The organism is Stenotrophomonas sp. CASM110, from assembly GCF_049384345.1.
Lineage (GTDB): Bacteria > Pseudomonadota > Gammaproteobacteria > Xanthomonadales > Xanthomonadaceae > Stenotrophomonas > Stenotrophomonas muris.
Map to the genome: position 1 here is coordinate 1 of NZ_JBMRGI010000028.1, position 16,799 is coordinate 16,799.

Here is a 16,799-nt window from a genome sequence, read left to right on the forward strand (position 1 = left end):
AGGCCAAGGGCAAAGCGAGCAAGGTGGCGCTCGTGGCGGTCATGCGCAAAATGCTGGTGATCCTCAACGCCCGTAAGCGGGACGCCGAGGTGGCCCTCGGCTGCCCCTGACAAGACAGTTGCTACTGTGGTTCACGCCATCCGTGGTATGGAGTAGATCCACGCCATGCGTGGATGGTCTACCCGGAACAACCCGCGCGCCCTGTCAGGGCTTGCGCCGCGCATACCGCTGCGCGATCACACCGCAGACGATCAGCTGGATCTGGTGGTAGATCATCACCGGCAGCACGATGGCGCCCAGGCTGCCGCCGGCGAACAGCACCTTGGCGATCGGCACGCCGGTGGCCAGGCTCTTCTTCGAGCCGCAGAACACGATGGCGATCTCGTCCTCGCGGTTGAAGCGCAGGCGACGGGCGATGAAGGTGATCAGCGGCATGGCGATGCCCAGCAGCACAGCGGCCACGATGGCCACAGCCAGCAGCGACAGCAGCGGGGTCTTGCTCCACAGGCCTTCGGTCACCGCTTCGCCGAACGCCGAGTACACCACCAGCAGGATGGTGGCCTGGTCGGTGTAGCGCAGCAGCGCGCGCTGGCGTTCCACCCAGCCGGCAATCCACGGCCGCAGCAGGTGGCCGGCCACGAACGGCACCAGCAGCTGCAGCATGATGCCGCCGATCGCATGCAGCGGATCATGGATGCCACCCGAGGTGCCGGCCAGCGCGGTCAGCAGCAGCGGGGTCAGGAACACGCCGAGGATGCTCGACAGCGAAGCGCTGCACACCGCTGCGGGCACGTTGCCATGCGCCATCGAAGTGAACGCGATGGACGACTGCACGGTGGAGGGCAGGGTGCACAGGAACAGCACGCCCAGGTACAGCTCCGGGGTCAGCAGCCAGCCCGACAGTGGCTTGAACATCAGCCCCAGCAGCGGGAACAGGATGAAGGTGCAGGCCAGGATGGTCAGGTGCAGCCGCCAGTGCAGCATGCCGCCGATGATCGACTCGCGCGGCAGGCGCGCGCCATGCAGGAAGAACAGTGCAGCGATGGCGACGGTGGTGACATCGTCGAGCACGATGGCGGCGGCGCCCTTCATCGGCAGCAGCGAGGCCAGGCCGACGGTGCACAGCAGGGCGAGGGTGAAGTTGTCCGGTCGCAGGCGCGACCACCAGCGGGTCATGGTGGGCAGTGTCCTTGGTGCGGAGGGTTCAGGGCGAGGTGACCGGCGTTGCCAGGCGTTGGCGGGTGGCGGCTTCCAGCGACTTCAGGCCAGCACGCTGGCCCAGCTGAAGGGCCTGTTCGGGGCTGGCATGTTCGTACCGTGCATTGACCAGGCCGAGCACGGCGCCGGCGCGGTTGCCGGACGCACAGTGCAGCAGCACCGGCCCCTGGCTCTGCTGCAGGGCCAGGTGCACGGCACGCACGTTGGCCGTATCCAGGCCATCGGCGCCGGCCACCGGAATGCGCACGTAGCGCAGGCCCAATGATTCGGCGACGCGGGTTTCATCGAAGCCCCGGTCCTCGCCGGGCTGGCGCAGGTCGATCACAGTGCGCACGCCCTGTGCAGCCAAGGCCTGCAGCTGTGCGGCGCTGGGCTGGCCGCCGGCATACAGGCCGGGGCGGACTTCGTTGAGGGGCGCGTCTTCGGCCAGGGCCGTCAGTGACAGGCAGAGCGACAACAACAGCAGGCAGGTCAGGCGCAGCAGCATGGTCTTCTCCGTGAAAACGTTCTGCCGCTACAGGCGCAGTCCGGCGCGCGCCTTCAGCAGCTCGCGCAGTTCGTACTTGTCAGTATCGTCCAGGCCCTGCTGGCGCTGCTTTGCCAACAACTCCTCCAGACGTTGCACCAGCAGCTGTTTCTCCAGCTGTGCCACTGCGTCGTGCAGTTCCTGGGTCCAGCTGGCCTCGGTGCCGGGCAGCGTCTGTGCGGCCAGGGTATGCAGCGAGGCCTGTTCCTCGCGCCCATCGAAGTGTTCCAGCAGGGCGCCGGTACTGATGTCCGGGCGCTGTTCGACCAGCCCCAGCAGCTCCAGCAGCAGTTCCACGCCGGGCAGGCGCAGGCCCTGGAAGTGGTGCTTGCCGCCCAGCGTCAGCGCCAGCGACGGCTGCTGCAGCAGTACGGCGATCGCGCCGCGCACCAGGCTGCGCTTGGCCACGGGCTGGATCGTCCGCTGCGGCTGGCGTTGCGGCATCGGCGCGCGCGTGGCCTGGGCAGTACCGCCCAGGCCGGTCAGCTGCGCCAGCTGCTGCTTCATCAGGTCGCCAAAGGCGCCGTCGGGAATCTGCGCCAGCATCGGCTTGGCGCGTTCGGCCAGGCGTGCCTTGCCATCGAGCGTGCCCAGGTTGATCTCGCGGGTCAGTTCGTCGAAGAAGAACTGCGACAGCGGCGTAGCCTGCTTCAGGCGCTCGTTGAACGCTTCGGCGCCTTCCTTGCGCACGATGGTGTCCGGGTCTTCGCCATCGGGCAGGAACAGGAAGAAGGCCTGGCGGCCATCCTTCATGCGCGGCAGCACCGACTCCAGCGCCTTCCAGCCGGCGCGGCGGCCGGCGGCGTCGCCGTCGAAGCAGAAGAACACGTCCGGTGCGTTGCGGAACAGCAGCTCGGCATGGTCCGGCGTGGTCGCGGTACCCAGCGTTGCCACCGCCTGGGTGACGCCGAACTGGAACAGCGAGACCACGTCCATGTAGCCCTCGACCACGATCAGCCGCTCGATCTTCTGGTTGGCCTGGCGCACCTGCCACAGGCCGTACAGTTCGCGGCCCTTGTGGAACAGCGCGGTCTCGGGCGAGTTGAGGTACTTGGGGCCGTCGTCCTTCTCGAACACGCGGCCGCCGAAGGCGATCACCCGGCCACGGCGGTCGAAGATCGGGAACATCACCCGGTCGCGGAACTTGTCGTAGACGTGGCCGCGGTCGTTCTTGGAGAACAGGCCGGCGCGGTCGAGCAGCTTCATGCGCCGCTCGTCCTTGCCCAGCGCGTCGCGCAGGCCGCTGTAACCATCCGGCGCGTAGCCGATCTGGAAGCGCGCGCGGTTCTCTTCGTCCACGCCACGGCCATCCAGGTAGCTGCGGGCCTTCTCGCTGCCCTCCAGGTTCTTCTGGAAGAACTTGGTCGCCGCGTCCAGCGCCGAGTACAGCTCGCGGCTGTCGTCCTGCTGCTGCGGGCTGCGCGGATTCTCGTTGCGCGGCACTTCCATACCGGCGCGCTTGGCCAGTTCATCCACCGCGTCGAGGAACTCGAGGCGGTCGTAGTTCATCAGGAAGCTGATCGCGGTGCCGTGCGCGCCACAGCCGAAGCAGTGATAGAACTGCTTGGTGGGCGAGACCGTGAACGACGCCGAGCGCTCGTCATGGAACGGGCAGCGGGCGGCGTACTCCTTGCCCTGGCGCTTCAACGGCACGCGGCTGCCCACCACCTCGACGATGTCGGTGCGGGCGAGCAGGTCGTCGATGAAAGCGTCGGGGATACGGGCCATGGGCAACAGGGCAGGGCGCGGTGCAGGACCACGCGACGGAACCGGGGGCGGTCGGCCTAGTTTACCCCCTGTCGGGCACCTGGCTGGCGGTTGCCGGATCAATGCCGGCTGCGGCCAGGTGATGACGCGCGCGCAGGCGCTCATCGATCACCGCCGTCATCAGTGCGCCAACGAAGAACACGACGGTGGCGTAGTAGATCCAGACCAGCGAGATCACCAGCGCACCCATCGAGCCGTAGGCACTGCCGGGGGCCACGGTGGCGATGTAGACGCCGATGCCGTAGCGGCCCAGTGCGAACAGTGCCGAGGTGATGACGCCGCCGATGAAGGCCTGCCGCCAGGCCACGCGGCGGTCGGGCAGGTAGTGGTACATGAAGGCGAAGCCGACTGCGTAAAGCAGCAGGCTCGTGACGTACCCCAGCGCGGGCAGGATCGAGGGCAGCTGGGCGAAGGCCACCTGCAGTACCGTGGTGGCCGTCATCGACAGGATCAGCAGGAAGCCCAGGGCCAGCACCACGCCGAACGAGAACACGCGCTTGCGCAGCCAGGCCTTGAGGCCTTCCAGGCGCTCGCCGCTGGTGCGGAAGATCAGGTTCAGTGCGTTCTGTAGTTGGGCGAACACGGCGGTGGCGCCGACGAACAGCAGCAGCGTGCTCCACACACCCGCCAGCGAGCCGACATCCGGCTGGTTGTCGGCGTTCTTCAGAACGGTTTCGGCCACAGTAGCCGCGCTGCTGCCGGCCACCGAGCTGATCTGGTCGATCAGCGCCTGCTGGGCCGGTGGGTACAGCGAGGCGGTCAGCCACAGCAGCAGCACCAGCAACGGTGCCATCGACAGCAGGGCGTAGAAGGAGACGGAAGCTGCCTGGGTCAGCACGTCGACGTCGATGAAGCGCTTGGCCACCGCCATCGGAAAGCTGTCCTGCAGGCGCTTGAGGTACTTGTACAGGGACACGGGAACGTTGGGCTCGGGTTCAACCATGTGTGCGGTTGTAGCAGGCGACCGACGAAGGTGCGGTGAAGCGGGTGCATCAATGGGGTCAGAGCCCTTCCGCGCTGCGGAAGGGATCCGACCCCAGGTGCTGGATTACGCCAGCAGCTGCTTGACCAGCTTGGAGACCAGGCCCATGTCGGCCTGGCCGGCGAGCTTGGGCTTCAGCGCGCCCATCAGCTTGCCCATGTCGGCCGGGCCGGCGGCACCGGTCTCGGCGATGGCGGCCTGGATGGCGGCCACGATCTCGGCCTCGCCCATCTTGGCCGGCAGGTAGGCTTCGATGACCACGATCTCGGCGCGCTCGATCTCGGCCAGGTCTTCGCGGTTGGCGGCTTCGTACTGGCTGACCGAGTCCTTGCGCTGCTTGACCATCTTGTCGAGCACGGCGATCACGGCGGTGTCATCCAGCTCGATGCGCTCGTCCACTTCGCGCTGCTTGATGGCAGCGTTGATCAGGCGGATCACGCCCAGCTTGTGCTTCTCGCCCGCCTTCATGGCGGCCTTCATGTCTTCGGTGAGCTGCTGCTTCATGCTCATGAGGAACCTCGTGGTGGTAGGTGGGGCGGGGCGGCTGCCCGAACCCGGAAACGCAAAAAGCCGGCGACGCTCGCGCGTGCCGGCTTCGGCTCCATCGCGACAGGCAGGCCCGCCGCAATGAAGATGCGTCCGATCAGTACAGGCGCTGACGCTTGGTGACGTCGCGCGACGAGCGGCGCAGCTGACGCTTCACAGCAGCGGCGGCCTTGCGCTTGCGCTCCTGGGTCGGCTTTTCGTAGAACTCGCGCTTGCGGGTTTCGGCCAGCACACCGGCCTTTTCGCAAGTGCGCTTGAAGCGGCGAAGAGCAAACTCGAAGGGCTCGTTCTCGCGGACTTTGACGCTGGGCATGGAATCTCCGGGACACAGTAGAACCGGGTCACGCCCGGCGAGCCGCACATTATAGCGGCGAAACGACAAACTGCAAGCGGCCAACCCTGAATACGGGCCGGGGGTTCGAAAGCAGTGAGATCTGCACGTCCCCCGAGGGGGCGGCAGGGGCGTCATAATAGCAGGCATGCGAGTCCTTGGCATCGAATCTTCCTGTGATGAGACCGGCGTGGCGGTGTATGACACCGACCTGGCCGGCAGCGCGGCCCTGCGCGCCCATGCGGTCTACAGCCAGATCGCCCTGCACGCCGAATACGGTGGTGTGGTGCCCGAGCTGGCCAGCCGCGACCATGTCCGCAAGCTGCTGCCACTGGTACGCCAGACCCTGGCCGACGCCGGCCTGGGCGTGGGCGATATCGATGGCGTGGCCTACACCGCCGGTCCCGGCCTGGTCGGCGCGCTGCTGGTGGGCGCTGGCGTGGCGCGTTCGCTGGCCTGGGCGCTGGAGGTGCCGGCCGTGGGCGTACACCATATGGAAGGCCACCTGCTGGCCCCGCTGATGGAAGACGACCCGCCGGAAGCGCCGTTCGTGGCGCTGCTGGTGTCCGGTGGCCACACCCAGCTGGTGGCGGTGGACGCGATCGGCCAGTACCGCCTGCTGGGCGAGACCCTGGACGACGCGGCCGGCGAAGCCTTCGACAAGACCGCCAAGCTGATGGGCCTGCCGTACCCGGGCGGCCCGCAGCTGGCCAGGCTGGCCGAGCAGGGCACGCCGGGCGCGTACCGCTTCGCGCGGCCGATGACCGACCGCCCTGGGCTGGATTTCAGCTTCTCCGGCCTGAAGACCCAGGTCCTGATGGCCTGGCGCGACAGTGACCAGAGCGAGCAGACCCGCGCCGACATCGCCCGGGGCTTTGAGGACGCGGTGGTCGAGACCCTGTCGATCAAGTGCGAGCGCGCACTGGAAGCGGCCGGGACCAACGTGATCGTGGTGGCCGGCGGCGTCGGCGCCAACACGCGCCTGCGCGCCCGCCTGCAGCAGATGGCCGAGCGCCTCGGCGGCCGTGCCTGCTTCCCGCGGCCGGCACTGTGCACCGACAACGGGGCGATGATCGCCTTCGCCGGCGCGCTGCGCCTGCAGGCCGGCCAGCACAGCCCGCCGAAGGTGGATGTGACACCGCGCTGGGACATGGCGACCCTGCCGGCGGTCTGAGCCGGTGGCGCCGGGCCATGCCCGGCGGACGCATCACCGATGCACTGCCAACGGCGACGCCGCCAGCACGGTTGTCGCCCGCTCATGGCGCTGCGGCCAGCCCAGCGTGTGTGGGCAGCGGGCATGGATCAGCCGCCCGATCGCGGCCAGGTCGGCGCCGATGTCACGTTCCAGGACCGGCTCGTGGTGGGCGATGCGGTTGCGCAGGTGGCGGATGCGTCCGATATCCGCATGGATGGCTTTCCTGACGGCACTGGGATGAGCAGAGGGAGCATGCTGCAGAACCCTGCTGAGTGCGGGTATCCAAAGTGTGGAGTCGAAGCGACAGGTAAAGAGCTGCTGCCAGAACACCATCGGCAGGTTGGCGACGATCCCAGGTGTATCGGATACGCGGCTGGCAAGTTGTTCCAGTACCGTGCGCGGAGAAGTACTGGATGAGGTTGGCAGCCTCCGTCGGAAGGCATTATTCCAAGGCCAACGCGGGCCATGCTGCCTGGCGAGCACAGCTGCAGCGGCGTTGCGGGTGACCACTTCGCACAGATGGACCGGCATCATCAGTGCACTGCACATCCGCATGTTCCACAGGTACAGGGATTCGGCTGTGACGTCGGGGCTGCAGGTCGATGCGATTCTCTCGTAAGTAGACAGACGCTCCGCTGACAACGCGCGCCGCAGTACATCGTATGGAGCCATCGTCATGTGCGGTGGTGAAGGAGGAATCGATGTTCGCGAGAGTGGGCGGCGGCGACCATCAGGGAACGTCCTTGTCCGCGCGGCTGATTTTCTGCGTTTTGCCTCGGACGAATACCTGACCTGTCCTGTCGGATTTGGCCTTGACCGGCGATCTGGTCCTTGCCTAATCTGCGTGCCTGCGCCACCGGGACTCGCGGCTGGATTTCAGCTCCCCCCGGGGACAAACGGTAGTACCAAAGGGCCCCGCTAGCAGGGCCCTTTGTTTTTTCCGGGCCGCCCCACGCCGGTGGCCCACCGCCCGTTCCGGGCAGGCTCACCGCCGTGCCGTTACCATGGCCGCCTGTATTCGTGCCGGTAAGCGCAATGGACAAGGTTTTCATCGAGGGGCTGACGATCGACGCCCTGATCGGTATCTACGATTGGGAACGACGGATCCGCCAGGACCTGGTGTTCGACCTGGAAATGGGTTTCGACAACCGTCGCCCTGCAGCCACCGATGACATCGCCCACACCCTGAACTACAAGGCAGTGAGCAAGCGCCTGGAACAGTTCGTGCGCGAGTCGGAGTTCGGCCTGGTCGAGACCCTGGCCGAGCGCTGCGCGCAGATCGTGCTGGACGAATTCGACGTGAAGTGGCTGCGCCTGAAGCTGAGCAAGCCGGGCGCAGTGCGCGGCGCGCGCGCGGTGGGCGTGATCATCGAACGCACGCGGGACTGACCCGGTCGTGCCGGCCGCTGGCCGACAACCCCGGTCGTGCCGGCCGCTGGCTGGCAACCTTGGCAACAACGAAACAGACAGGAGACAACTGATGGTGGACGCGGTGGTGGCGGTACAGTGGCTGGAACGGCTGCAGAACACACTGGAACCCTATCCCGGCGCCTACCTGGCGTTGATGATCTCGGCGCTGCTGATCGCCGCTGGCCTGGCCAACTGGGTGACCAAGCGCATCCTGCTGCGCGGGCTGCGGCGGCTGCTGAGCCGCCTTCCGGGCGCCGACACTGGCCGCGGCAGCCACCTGATGCGGGTGATCTCGCGCCTGTCGAACGTGGTGCCCAGCCAGGTGATCGCCTCGGGCATCCGCATCGTGCCGGACCTGCCGCCTGGCCTGGTCAGCTTCATCATCGGCGCTTGCCAGGCGTGGGCGATCCTGACCGTGGTGCTGGCCATCTCGCATGCGCTGGATGCGGCCAACGATCTGTACGAGCGCCGCCCCGAGGGACGCAACAAGCCGATCAAGGGCTACCTGCAGGTCGCCAAGATCGTCCTCTTCGTGATCGCCGGCCTGTCGATCGTCGCTACGCTGGCGGGCGTCGACCTGCGCTATCTGGTCACCGGCCTGGGCGCGGCCACGGCGGTGCTGATGCTGATCTTCCAGGACACCATCCTGTCGCTGGTGGCCAGCGTGCAGATCAGTGGCGATGGCCGCGTGCGCATCGGCGACTGGATCGAGATGCCCAGCCAGAATGCCGACGGCGACGTCATCGACATCGCGCTGCACACCATCACCGTGCAGAACTTCGACAAGACCATCACCACCATCCCGACCAAGAAGCTGGTGACCGAGTCGTTCAAGAACTGGCGCGGCATGCAGGAGGCCGGTGGGCGCCGGATCAAGCGCGCGCTGTACCTGGACCAGCACAGCGTCGGCTTCCTGGACGAGGGTGACCTGGCCTTCCTCGGCGAGTTCGCGCTGCTGCGCGACTACCTGCGCGACAAGGAACAGGAACTGGGGCAGTGGAACGGGCGCCTGCGCGAGCAGGGCGTGGCCGAGGTCAACAGCCGCCGCGTGACCAACCTGGGTACGTTCCGGGCCTATGTGGAGCGCTACCTGCGCAGCCACCCGGGCATCCATACCGACATGACCCTGCTGGTACGGCAGCTGCAGCCGACCACCGAGGGCCTGCCGCTGGAGCTCTACTGCTTCACCCGCAGCACTGCCTGGGCCGAGTATGAGGCGGTGCAGTCGGACATCTTCGACCACCTGCTGGCGATCCTGCCGGCCTTCGGCCTGCGGGTATTCCAGGCCTCCAGTGACGCCATGTTGATGGCCGGGCAGCGCCAGTTGGCCGGCTCGGAGTAAGCTGCGGTGCCCCCGGCGGGGCCATACGGACCCCGCTGGTGGCTGAAACTGAATGAAGAAACCTCTCGCCAAACGGCTCGGGATCGCTAGAATGCCGGGCTTGTAAACGTTTTCATCAAGGACTGCCGGTGGCCTCCGATCGCATCGAATCCCTCATTGCCCAGATGACCGTCGAGGAAAAGGTCGGCCAGCTGGGTGTCTTCGCGGACATGGTCCGCCCGTTCGCCCCGGACGTGAACCCGGAAGCCAACGTGCGCAATGCCGACCAGGTGCTGCAGCAGGTGCGCGAGGGCAAGGTCGGCTCGCTGTTCAATGGTGTGGGCGCCGAACTGGGCCGCCGCATCCAGCAGGTCGCCACCGAGGAGAGCCGCCTGGGTATCCCGGTGATCCTGGCGGCCGACGTCATCCACGGCATGCGCACCGTGTTCCCGATTCCGCTGGGCGAGGCCGCCAGCTTCGAGCCGGACCTGGCCGAGCGCACCGCGCGCGCCACTGCGATCGAAGCCACCGCCGCGGGCCTGCACTGGACCTATGCGCCGGCCGTGGACATCGCCCGCGACCAGCGCTGGGGCCGTGGCGCCGAAGGTGCCGGCGAGGATGTGGTGCTGGGCTGTGCGTTCGCCGCCGCCCGCGTGCGTGGCTTCCAGGGCAGCGACCTGCGTGCGGCCGATTCGCTGCTGGCCACGCCCAAGCACTTCGCCGCCTACGGCGCGGTGATGGCCGGCATGGAATACAACATGGTGGACATCTCGCCGCAGACCCTGCGCGACGTGCACCTGCCGCCGTTCAAGGCCGCCTTCGAGGCCGGCGCGATCACCGTGATGTCCTCGTTCAATGACATCAATGGCGTGCCGGCCAGTGCCAATGCCGAACTGCTGACCGACATCCTGCGCGGCGAATGGAAGTTCCCGGGCGTGGTGATCTCCGACTATACCGCCGACATGGAGCTGGTCGCGCACGGCTACGCCGCCGATGACCGCGATGCCACGGCCAAGGCGTTCACCGCCGGCCTGGACCTGAGCATGCAGAGCGGCTTCTATGCCGAGCACCTGCCCGGCCTGGTCGAGAGCGGCGAGGTGCCGATGGCGGTGCTGGATGAGGGCGTGCGCCGCATCCTGTGGCTGAAGGAGACCATCGGCCTGTTCGACGACCCGTACCGTTCGCTGGACCCGGCGCGCGAAGCGGATACCTCGCACATTGCCGCGCATGACGAACTGTCGCGCGATGCCGCGCGGCGTTCGATCGTGCTGCTGAACAACCGTGACAACGTGCTGCCGCTGCAGAAGACCGGGCAGAAGATCGCGCTGATCGGCCCGTTCGTGCAGGACCGCGAGAACATCGAAGGCTGCTGGACGCTGTTCGGCGACAAGCAGCGTTACGTGGACCTGGAAACCGGCGTGCGTGCCGCCATCGGCGACGAAGCGCTGCTGGAAATCGTGCCGGGCTGCGAACTGGAAGCCGCGATTCCGGGCGGCACGGAAGCCGCTGTGGCTGCCGCACTGCGTGCCGACGTGGTGGTGCTGGCGCTGGGCGAACCGCAGCGCTACAGCGGCGAAGCACAGTCGCGCGTGGAGATTACCCTGCCGCCGGCACAGCAGGCGCTGGCCGAGGCCGTGGCGATGACCGGCAAGCCGCTGGTGGTGCTGCTGCGCAATGGCCGCGCGCTGGCATTGCAGGGCGCAGTGCGCAATGCGCAGGCCGTGGCGGTGACCTGGTACCTGGGCACGCAGACCGGCCATGCCGTGGCCGATGTACTGTTCGGCGACTACAGCCCGTCCGGCCGCCTGCCGGTCAGCTTCCCGCAGGTGTCCGGCCAGCAGCCGTACTTCTACAACCACCCGCGCACCGGCCGTCCGGAACTGCCGACCATGTCGGAGTTCAAGGCGCGCTGGCGCGAGATTCCCAATGAACCGCTGTACCCGTTCGGCCATGGCATCGGCTACACCACCTTCGCCTACGGCGTGCCGCAGCTGAGCACGGCACAGCTCGGCTGGGACGACACCCTGACCATCACCACCGTGCTGACCAACACCGGCCGCGTGGCGGGCGAGGAAGTGGTGCAGCTGTACATCCATGATCGCGTGGCCAGCCGCGTGCGTCCGGTGCGTGAACTGAAGGACTTCCGCAAGGTGGCGCTGCAGCCGGGCGAGTCAGCCGAAGTGGTGTTCACCTTGACCCGCGAGCAACTGGCCTTCACCGGCCGCGACGGCGTGCTGCGTGCCGAGCCGGGCCAGTTCGACCTGTGGGTCTGTGCCTCGTCGGCCGCCGGCGAAGCGGTGCAGTTCGAGCTGCTGAAGGCCTGATCGAAAAAAAGGGGACGGAGGGGATTAAGTCGTTTGTGCCAAAACGACTTAATCCCCTCCGTCCCCTTTTTTGTGGTCCTCACTGTGGCGGCGCTACCATCGGGCCTCCTGTTCGATGGAGTGCGCGCATGCGCCGGATGGCCTACCTGATTCCCGCCCTGCTGCTGGCGGCCTGTTCGCAGCCGGCGCCGCCGGCCGAGCCTGCAGCGGATGCGCCGCCGCCGATGGAGGCCAGTGCTGCTTCGACACCTGCGGCTGAACCGGCGGCGCCGGCTGCCGAAGCCGCCGCTGCACCTGCCGCACCGGCAGCCGAGGTGTCCGCCGAGGATGCGCGTGCGCGCATCGAGTCGCTGCTCGGCGATGCCGCGCAGTTCGAAAAGGTCTTCAATGCGTTCAAGGCCGCCGTGGTCGGCGGTGATCGCGCTGCGGTGGTCGAGGAAGTGCGATTCCCCTTGAACATCAGCGGCGGAAAGAAGATCTCCGGCCCCGGAGAGTTCCAGCGCAACTACGAGAAGATCATCACGCCGGAGGTGGTCAAGGCGGTGTCCGCGCAGGACTTCGGCAAGGTGTTCGTCAACCAGCAGGGCGTGATGATCGGCAGCGGCCAGGTGTGGTTGAGCGGCCAGTGCCTGGACCAGGCCTGCACGAAGACCGAGGTGAAGGTCATCACCATCCAATGAATGCAGACGCCCCGCGTGCGGGGCCGTTTGGCAAGGGTAGTGCCGGCCGCTGGCCGGCAACCGCAGGATGCCGGAAGGATCCAGGGTGCCGGCCGGCGGCCGGCACTACCTCAGGTCTTCGGCGTGAGCTTCAGCAGGCGCGCCTTGCTGCCGTCTTCCAGCAGCCACAGCGCGCCGTCCGGGCCCTGTTCCACTTCGCGGATGCGCTCGCCCATGTTGAAACGCTCGGCTTCGCGCGCGCTGTCGCCATCGAAGGCCACGCGCACCAGCGAGGTGGACGACAGGCCACCGATGAAGCCGCTGCCCTTCCACTGCGGGAACAGGCTGCCGCTGTAGATCACGAAGCCGGCCGGCGAGATCACCGGCGTCCAGGTCACCTTCGGCGCGGCGAATTCCGGGCGCGTATCGTGGTCGGGAATCGGCCGGCCGTCGTAATGGTCACCGTTGGAAACGATCGGGTAGCCGTAGTTGGCGCCACGCACGATCAGGTTCAGTTCGTCGCCGCCGGCCGGGCCCATCTCGTGCGCCCACAGCTTGCCGTTGGCATCGAAGGCCATGCCGAGGATGTTGCGGTGGCCCAGCGACCACACCTGTGCGGCCACCCCGCCCTGCGACGCGAACGGATTGTCGGCGGGCAGGCTGCCATCGTCGTTGAGGCGGATGATCTTGCCGAGGTTGCTGCCCATGTCCTGGGCCGGATCGAACTTCTGGCGCTCGCTGGAGCTGATCCACAGCTTGCCGTCCGGGCCGAAGGCGAGGCGATGCCCGTAGTGACCCTCACCGCTGACCTTGGGGCTCTGCCGCCAGATCACCTTCAGGTCCTTCAGCTGGCCACCGCCGTTGGCATCCAGTGCCAGCGTGGCCCGGGCTACGGCGGCACCGCGGGTATCCAGCGTGCCTTCCTCGGCATAGCTGACGTAAACGACATGATTCCGGGCGAAATCCGGGTGCAGGATGATGTCGCCGAAACCACCCTGGCCAGCATAGGCGACCTTCGGAACGCCGGTGATCTCGTGCTTCTGGCCGCTGGCCGGGTCCAGGTGCTGGAGCTTGCCGCGCTTTTCGGTGACCAGCAGGCTGCCGTCGGGCAGGAAGGTCATCGCCCAGGGCTGGTCGAAGCGGCTGACTTCGGTGGCGTTGAACGGGCGCTGGTCGGTGGCGGCAGAGGCCGCTGTGGCGGTCTGCGCACCGTTGGCGGCCGGATCGGCAGCATTGCAGGCGGAGGTGGCAAGGATCGGCACAAGGCCGAGGGCGAGCAGCAGGGGCGTGCGGGTCATGGGTATCTCCAGTGCGGGGATGCGGATGGCCGGGCTGTCCCTTGTATACCACCGGCACCGTGAGCGTCGTGGCCCGAAGGTCCTGCGCCCCCTGTGCGAGCGCTGCGGGATCGTCTAGGGTGGGCACGCCCGGGCAAAGCGTGCCCGCCTGCCTGCCAAGGACCTGCAATGAACACTGCCATGCCCCACAAGCCGTCCACCGCCTTCATCGCCGCCTCCTGGGTGGCCCTGCTGCTGGGGGCGGCGGCGTACCTGATCGGCCTGTTCAACGCCACGATGGCGCTCAACGAGAAGGGCTACTACCTGACCCTGCTGCTGTTCGGCCTGTTCGCGGCGGTGTCGCTGCAGAAGAGCGTGCGCGACCGCGTCGAAGGCATTCCGGTGAGTGGCCTGTACTACGCGCTGTGCTGGTTCGCGCTGCTGTCGGCGCTGATGCTGCTGCTGGTCGGCCTGTGGAATGCCACGCTGGCGCCGAGTGAGAAGGGCTTCTATGGCATGGCGTATGCGCTGTCGCTGTTCGGCGCGGTGGCGGTGCAGAAGAACACCCGCGACCTGATCGCCGCCGGTGGGGGCGAGAGCAAGCGCAGCGCCATCGTGCCGCCGCTGCCGGAACAGGAGTGATCGATCCGGTGTAGAGCCGGGCCATGCTCGGCTCAGTCGAGCGTGGCTCGACGTTACAGACGAGGTGCGAGAGCCGAGCGTAGGCTCGGCTCTACAGAAGCCTGGCGCTATCGTGCCAGCCGCGGATCCGCCAGCTGTGCCTCCTCCCAGCCACGACGCACCGCATTGCGTGCCTGCGCCCAGTCCAGGCGGCTGCGGCCGCGTTCGTTGGCCCAGCGTGATTCGAGCTCGGCCTCGACCTGTTCATAGGCGCGGATCATGTCCTGTGCACGCGCGCCGTGGCCGATGCGGTAGGCCGGCTCGTAGTCCTCGAAGAACAGCTGGTCGTCGTAGTACGGCTCGGCCGTGTAGCGTTCGCGCCAGTAGTTGCTGATCGCGTCGCGCGGCGTGCTGTCGTCCGGTACGCGGCCGGGGATCTGGTACTCGGTCATGGAAGGCTCCGTTGTGGACGTAGCCCGATCGTGCCTGTGTGGCGGTTAACGGCCCGGTCCGGCAGCGTGATCACCAGATCAATCCGCCGGGCATGGCCCGGCGCTATCGGTCATCCGGCGTCGGTATCTTTTCGCGGCAGCGTGTAGATCACCGCGCCGATGGCGAACGCCACCAGCGCAGCAGCGATGTTCTGCCAGCTGGCACTGGCGAACAGCGCCAGGCACAGCAGCAGCGCCAGCACCGGAATCAACGGCCCGCCGGGCAGCTTCAAGGCGCCCGGGCGGTCGGCGTAGCGCTTGGCCAGTACCAGGACTGCTGCGGCAGTGCCGATGTAGGCGAACAGGCGCGTCGTCATCGACAGCAGGGCCAGCTGCACGAACGAACCGGACAGGGCCAGGCCGAGCGCGATCAGGCCCTGGCAGAGGATCGACGCGGCCGGGGTGTGGAAGCGTGGATGCACCTGGGCCAGGATCTTCGGGCCGTAGCCATCGCGGGCCAGTGCGAACAGGAAGCGTGGGCCCATCATCATCGTGTTGCTGTTGGTGCCGAGGATGGAGATGGTGGCACCGACGGTCAGGATCAGCGCCAGTGCTTCGCCACCGAAACCGGCGGCGGCATCGGCCAGCGGAGTGGCCGAACTGGACAGGCCGGCCAGCGTCCCCTGCGCCACCACCTGCACCGCGCCGTAGATGACGGTGACGGTGATGATCATGGTGATCAGGGCGAACGGAATATCGCGGCGCGGATTGCGGTACTCGCCGGCGGCGGCCGGGATGTTCTCGAAGCCCGCGTAGGCGTAAAGCAGCAGCAAGGCGGCTTCGCCCATGCGCTGCAGGTCATGCGGGTCCGGGCGTTGGCCGGAGAAGGCCAGCTGTGGGTCGATGTGGAACGCACCGATGGCCACGAACAGCAGCAGCGGCAGCATCTTGCCGATCACCAGCACCACGCCGGTACGCGCGGCCGAGCGCACGCCGATGATGTTGATGCCGGTGAGGAAGCCCAGCGATACCACGATCACCGCGATGCGGCCCAGGCCGGCATCGGCCCACGGCCAGAAACGCGCAACCGCGTCGGCCAGCGCGTTGCTGAGCGCAGCGGCCGAGCTGATGCGGGTCAGCCAGATCATCCAGCCGATCTCGAAACCGGCGAAGCGCCCGAACGCCTCGCGTGCATACAGGTAGCTGCCGCCAGGTTCATCGAAGTAGCTGGCGGCCTGCGCATAGCACAGCACCAGCAAGGCCACGACGATGCCGGCGGCGACCACGCCCCACAGGCTGAAGGGGCCGAGCAGGGCGACGGTGGCGGCCGGCAGCAGGTAGATGCCGCTGCCGATCACATCGTTGATCGACAGGCCGACGATCTGCCAGCGGCTGACCGCGCGTTGCAGCTGCGGTTCGTCCTGCGTGCTCAACGGACGTCTCCGGCCAGCGCGGGCAGTTGCCACTGCGCCTGCAGGCGCTTGTACTCCGCGCGCGGCAGGAGCACGAAACGCGGCGCGTCCTGCGGCCGCAGCCAGTCCAGCAGTGCCTGCATGCGTTCCTGCGGCATGGCCGTGCAGCCGGCGGTGGCCTCGCCGGGCTGGCGCCACAGATGGGCGAAGATGCAGCTGCCCTTGCCGGGCTGGTTGTCCGGGTTGTGGGCGATGACGAAGCCTTCCCGGTAGCGCAGGTCGCCCTTGTTGTGCAGGTCCAGCCGCATCGGCTCGGTGGAGCCCTTGACCGCTGCATTGCCGACCTTCTTTTCATCGACGATGCGGTTGTAGAACGGCGAACCGGGCACGTCCATGCAGTAGCTGCTGTCCAGCATCGGCTGGTAGGGCATGGCAGTGCCGCGGCGGGTGACGGCATAGCCGAACGCACTGCCGAGCGCGAATATGCCGGCCGGGCTGCGGCCATCGCCTTCCTGCTTCTGCGGGCCATCGGCCTGCGCCGGATGCAGGCCCAGGCCCCAGGCGCTGCCGGTGCGGCCAAGCGCCACCGGGAACGCCTGGCCATGCGGGTGCCAGCCCTGGCCGTCGCGCACATAGGCCTGCAGTTGCCCCTGGGTGCTGTCCCAGCCTTCGCTGGTGACCACGATCAGCTGGCGCGCGCCATCCAGCGGCGCCGCGTGAACGGACACCGCCGCGGCGAGCAGCAGTGCAGTGGTGGCAAGGCGGACCAGCGATCTCAT

Annotated in this window: 17 protein-coding genes and 1 pseudogene; 7 read left to right on the forward strand and 11 right to left on the reverse strand. The window is 67.5% G+C overall.

Annotated elements, in window-relative coordinates:
- A pseudogene (locus tag VG561_RS18940) lies at window positions 1-110 on the forward strand (IS110 family transposase); the annotation flags it as partial.
- A 94-nt stretch (window positions 111-204) separates the two neighbouring features.
- On the opposite strand, the gene VG561_RS18945 reads toward VG561_RS18940, so the two are convergent.
- The 6 genes from VG561_RS18945 to rpsU form a co-directional block, all read right to left on the reverse strand.
- Window positions 205-1,176, reverse strand: a complete 972-nt coding sequence (locus VG561_RS18945) for a bile acid:sodium symporter family protein (RefSeq protein ID WP_032957769.1) — start codon at window positions 1,174-1,176, stop codon at window positions 205-207.
- A 28-nt stretch (window positions 1,177-1,204) separates the two neighbouring features.
- Window positions 1,205-1,705 carry a fused DSP-PTPase phosphatase/NAD kinase-like protein gene (locus VG561_RS18950; RefSeq protein WP_032957770.1) on the reverse strand — a complete coding sequence of 167 codons (501 nt, stop codon included), beginning with the start codon at window positions 1,703-1,705 and terminating at the stop codon, window positions 1,205-1,207.
- 27 nt (window positions 1,706-1,732) lie between these two features.
- On the reverse strand, window positions 1,733-3,472 hold the full coding sequence (gene dnaG, locus VG561_RS18955; protein ID WP_032957772.1) for a DNA primase: 1,740 nt from the start codon (window positions 3,470-3,472) through the stop codon (window positions 1,733-1,735).
- Window positions 3,473-3,533: 61 nt separating this feature from the next.
- A complete protein-coding gene (locus VG561_RS18960) occupies window positions 3,534-4,454 on the reverse strand; it encodes a YihY/virulence factor BrkB family protein (protein WP_423179882.1) in 921 nt (306 codons plus the stop codon).
- 105 nt (window positions 4,455-4,559) lie between these two features.
- Window positions 4,560-5,003 carry a GatB/YqeY domain-containing protein gene (locus tag VG561_RS18965; RefSeq protein ID WP_014645703.1) on the reverse strand — a complete coding sequence of 148 codons (444 nt, stop codon included), beginning with the start codon at window positions 5,001-5,003 and terminating at the stop codon, window positions 4,560-4,562.
- A gap of 133 nt (window positions 5,004-5,136) precedes the next feature.
- Window positions 5,137-5,352 carry a 30S ribosomal protein S21 gene (gene rpsU / locus VG561_RS18970; RefSeq protein ID WP_002808376.1) on the reverse strand — a complete coding sequence of 72 codons (216 nt, stop codon included), beginning with the start codon at window positions 5,350-5,352 and terminating at the stop codon, window positions 5,137-5,139.
- A gap of 166 nt (window positions 5,353-5,518) precedes the next feature.
- Between rpsU and tsaD the strand changes: the two genes are divergently transcribed.
- Entirely contained in the window at window positions 5,519-6,544 is a 1,026-nt protein-coding gene (gene tsaD, locus VG561_RS18975) for a tRNA (adenosine(37)-N6)-threonylcarbamoyltransferase complex transferase subunit TsaD (protein WP_032957776.1), read from the forward strand.
- 33 nt (window positions 6,545-6,577) lie between these two features.
- On the opposite strand, the gene VG561_RS18980 is transcribed toward tsaD, so the two are convergent.
- Window positions 6,578-7,243: a hypothetical protein gene (locus VG561_RS18980; protein WP_423179883.1), complete on the reverse strand. Its 666-nt coding sequence runs from the start codon at window positions 7,241-7,243 to the stop codon at window positions 6,578-6,580.
- 357 nt (window positions 7,244-7,600) lie between these two features.
- Here VG561_RS18980 and folB point away from each other — a divergent pair, with 357 nt between their 5' ends.
- The 4 genes from folB to VG561_RS19000 all read left to right on the forward strand — a co-directional run bounded on the left by folB (window position 7,601) and on the right by VG561_RS19000 (window position 12,300).
- Window positions 7,601-7,954 carry a dihydroneopterin aldolase gene (gene folB / locus VG561_RS18985; protein WP_005407807.1) on the forward strand — a complete coding sequence of 118 codons (354 nt, stop codon included), beginning with the start codon at window positions 7,601-7,603 and terminating at the stop codon, window positions 7,952-7,954.
- A 91-nt stretch (window positions 7,955-8,045) separates the two neighbouring features.
- Window positions 8,046-9,317, forward strand: a complete 1,272-nt coding sequence (locus tag VG561_RS18990; protein ID WP_423179884.1) for a mechanosensitive ion channel family protein — start codon at window positions 8,046-8,048, stop codon at window positions 9,315-9,317.
- 128 nt (window positions 9,318-9,445) lie between these two features.
- Window positions 9,446-11,620, forward strand: coding sequence for a glycoside hydrolase family 3 N-terminal domain-containing protein (locus VG561_RS18995; protein WP_014645707.1), 2,175 nt, complete (start codon window positions 9,446-9,448; stop codon window positions 11,618-11,620).
- Between the two features lie 128 nt (window positions 11,621-11,748).
- Window positions 11,749-12,300, forward strand: a complete 552-nt coding sequence (locus VG561_RS19000) for a hypothetical protein (protein WP_197606679.1) — start codon at window positions 11,749-11,751, stop codon at window positions 12,298-12,300.
- A gap of 110 nt (window positions 12,301-12,410) precedes the next feature.
- Here VG561_RS19000 and VG561_RS19005 read toward each other — a convergent pair whose 3' ends face one another.
- Window positions 12,411-13,577 (reverse strand): PQQ-dependent sugar dehydrogenase, encoded by a 1,167-nt coding sequence (locus VG561_RS19005; RefSeq protein WP_142235590.1) that lies wholly within the window; start codon window positions 13,575-13,577, stop codon window positions 12,411-12,413.
- 168 nt (window positions 13,578-13,745) lie between these two features.
- On the opposite strand from VG561_RS19005, the gene yiaA reads away from it, so the two are divergent.
- Window positions 13,746-14,198, forward strand: a complete 453-nt coding sequence (gene yiaA, locus VG561_RS19010; protein WP_014645710.1) for an inner membrane protein YiaA — start codon at window positions 13,746-13,748, stop codon at window positions 14,196-14,198.
- Window positions 14,199-14,305: 107 nt separating this feature from the next.
- Here yiaA and VG561_RS19015 read toward each other — a convergent pair whose 3' ends face one another.
- The 3 genes from VG561_RS19015 to VG561_RS19025 all read right to left on the reverse strand — a co-directional run bounded on the left by VG561_RS19015 (window position 14,306) and on the right by VG561_RS19025 (window position 16,799).
- Window positions 14,306-14,629 carry a hypothetical protein gene (locus VG561_RS19015; protein ID WP_423179885.1) on the reverse strand — a complete coding sequence of 108 codons (324 nt, stop codon included), beginning with the start codon at window positions 14,627-14,629 and terminating at the stop codon, window positions 14,306-14,308.
- A gap of 110 nt (window positions 14,630-14,739) precedes the next feature.
- Entirely contained in the window at window positions 14,740-16,041 is a 1,302-nt protein-coding gene (locus VG561_RS19020; RefSeq protein ID WP_014645712.1) for an APC family permease, read from the reverse strand.
- On the reverse strand, window positions 16,038-16,799 hold the full coding sequence (locus VG561_RS19025) for a L,D-transpeptidase family protein (RefSeq protein ID WP_014645713.1): 762 nt from the start codon (window positions 16,797-16,799) through the stop codon (window positions 16,038-16,040). The genes VG561_RS19020 and VG561_RS19025 overlap by 4 nt, the downstream gene beginning before the upstream one ends.

Coding starts and splice junctions, on each gene's coding strand:
- VG561_RS18945 (WP_032957769.1), bottom strand. CDS start 1,176: ATGACCCGCTGGTGGTCGCGCCTGCGACCGGACAACTTCACCCTCGCC.
- VG561_RS18950 (WP_032957770.1), bottom strand. CDS start 1,705: ATGCTGCTGCGCCTGACCTGCCTGCTGTTGTTGTCGCTCTGCCTGTCA.
- dnaG (WP_032957772.1), bottom strand. CDS start 3,472: ATGGCCCGTATCCCCGACGCTTTCATCGACGACCTGCTCGCCCGCACC.
- VG561_RS18960 (WP_423179882.1), bottom strand. CDS start 4,454: ATGGTTGAACCCGAGCCCAACGTTCCCGTGTCCCTGTACAAGTACCTC.
- VG561_RS18965 (WP_014645703.1), bottom strand. CDS start 5,003: ATGAGCATGAAGCAGCAGCTCACCGAAGACATGAAGGCCGCCATGAAG.
- rpsU (WP_002808376.1), bottom strand. CDS start 5,352: ATGCCCAGCGTCAAAGTCCGCGAGAACGAGCCCTTCGAGTTTGCTCTT.
- tsaD (WP_032957776.1), top strand. CDS start 5,519: ATGCGAGTCCTTGGCATCGAATCTTCCTGTGATGAGACCGGCGTGGCG.
- VG561_RS18980 (WP_423179883.1), bottom strand. CDS start 7,243: ATGACGATGGCTCCATACGATGTACTGCGGCGCGCGTTGTCAGCGGAG.
- folB (WP_005407807.1), top strand. CDS start 7,601: ATGGACAAGGTTTTCATCGAGGGGCTGACGATCGACGCCCTGATCGGT.
- VG561_RS18990 (WP_423179884.1), top strand. CDS start 8,046: ATGGTGGACGCGGTGGTGGCGGTACAGTGGCTGGAACGGCTGCAGAAC.
- VG561_RS19000 (WP_197606679.1), top strand. CDS start 11,749: ATGCGCCGGATGGCCTACCTGATTCCCGCCCTGCTGCTGGCGGCCTGT.
- VG561_RS19005 (WP_142235590.1), bottom strand. CDS start 13,577: ATGACCCGCACGCCCCTGCTGCTCGCCCTCGGCCTTGTGCCGATCCTT.
- yiaA (WP_014645710.1), top strand. CDS start 13,746: ATGAACACTGCCATGCCCCACAAGCCGTCCACCGCCTTCATCGCCGCC.
- VG561_RS19015 (WP_423179885.1), bottom strand. CDS start 14,629: ATGACCGAGTACCAGATCCCCGGCCGCGTACCGGACGACAGCACGCCG.
- VG561_RS19025 (WP_014645713.1), bottom strand. CDS start 16,799: ATGAGATCGCTGGTCCGCCTTGCCACCACTGCACTGCTGCTCGCCGCG.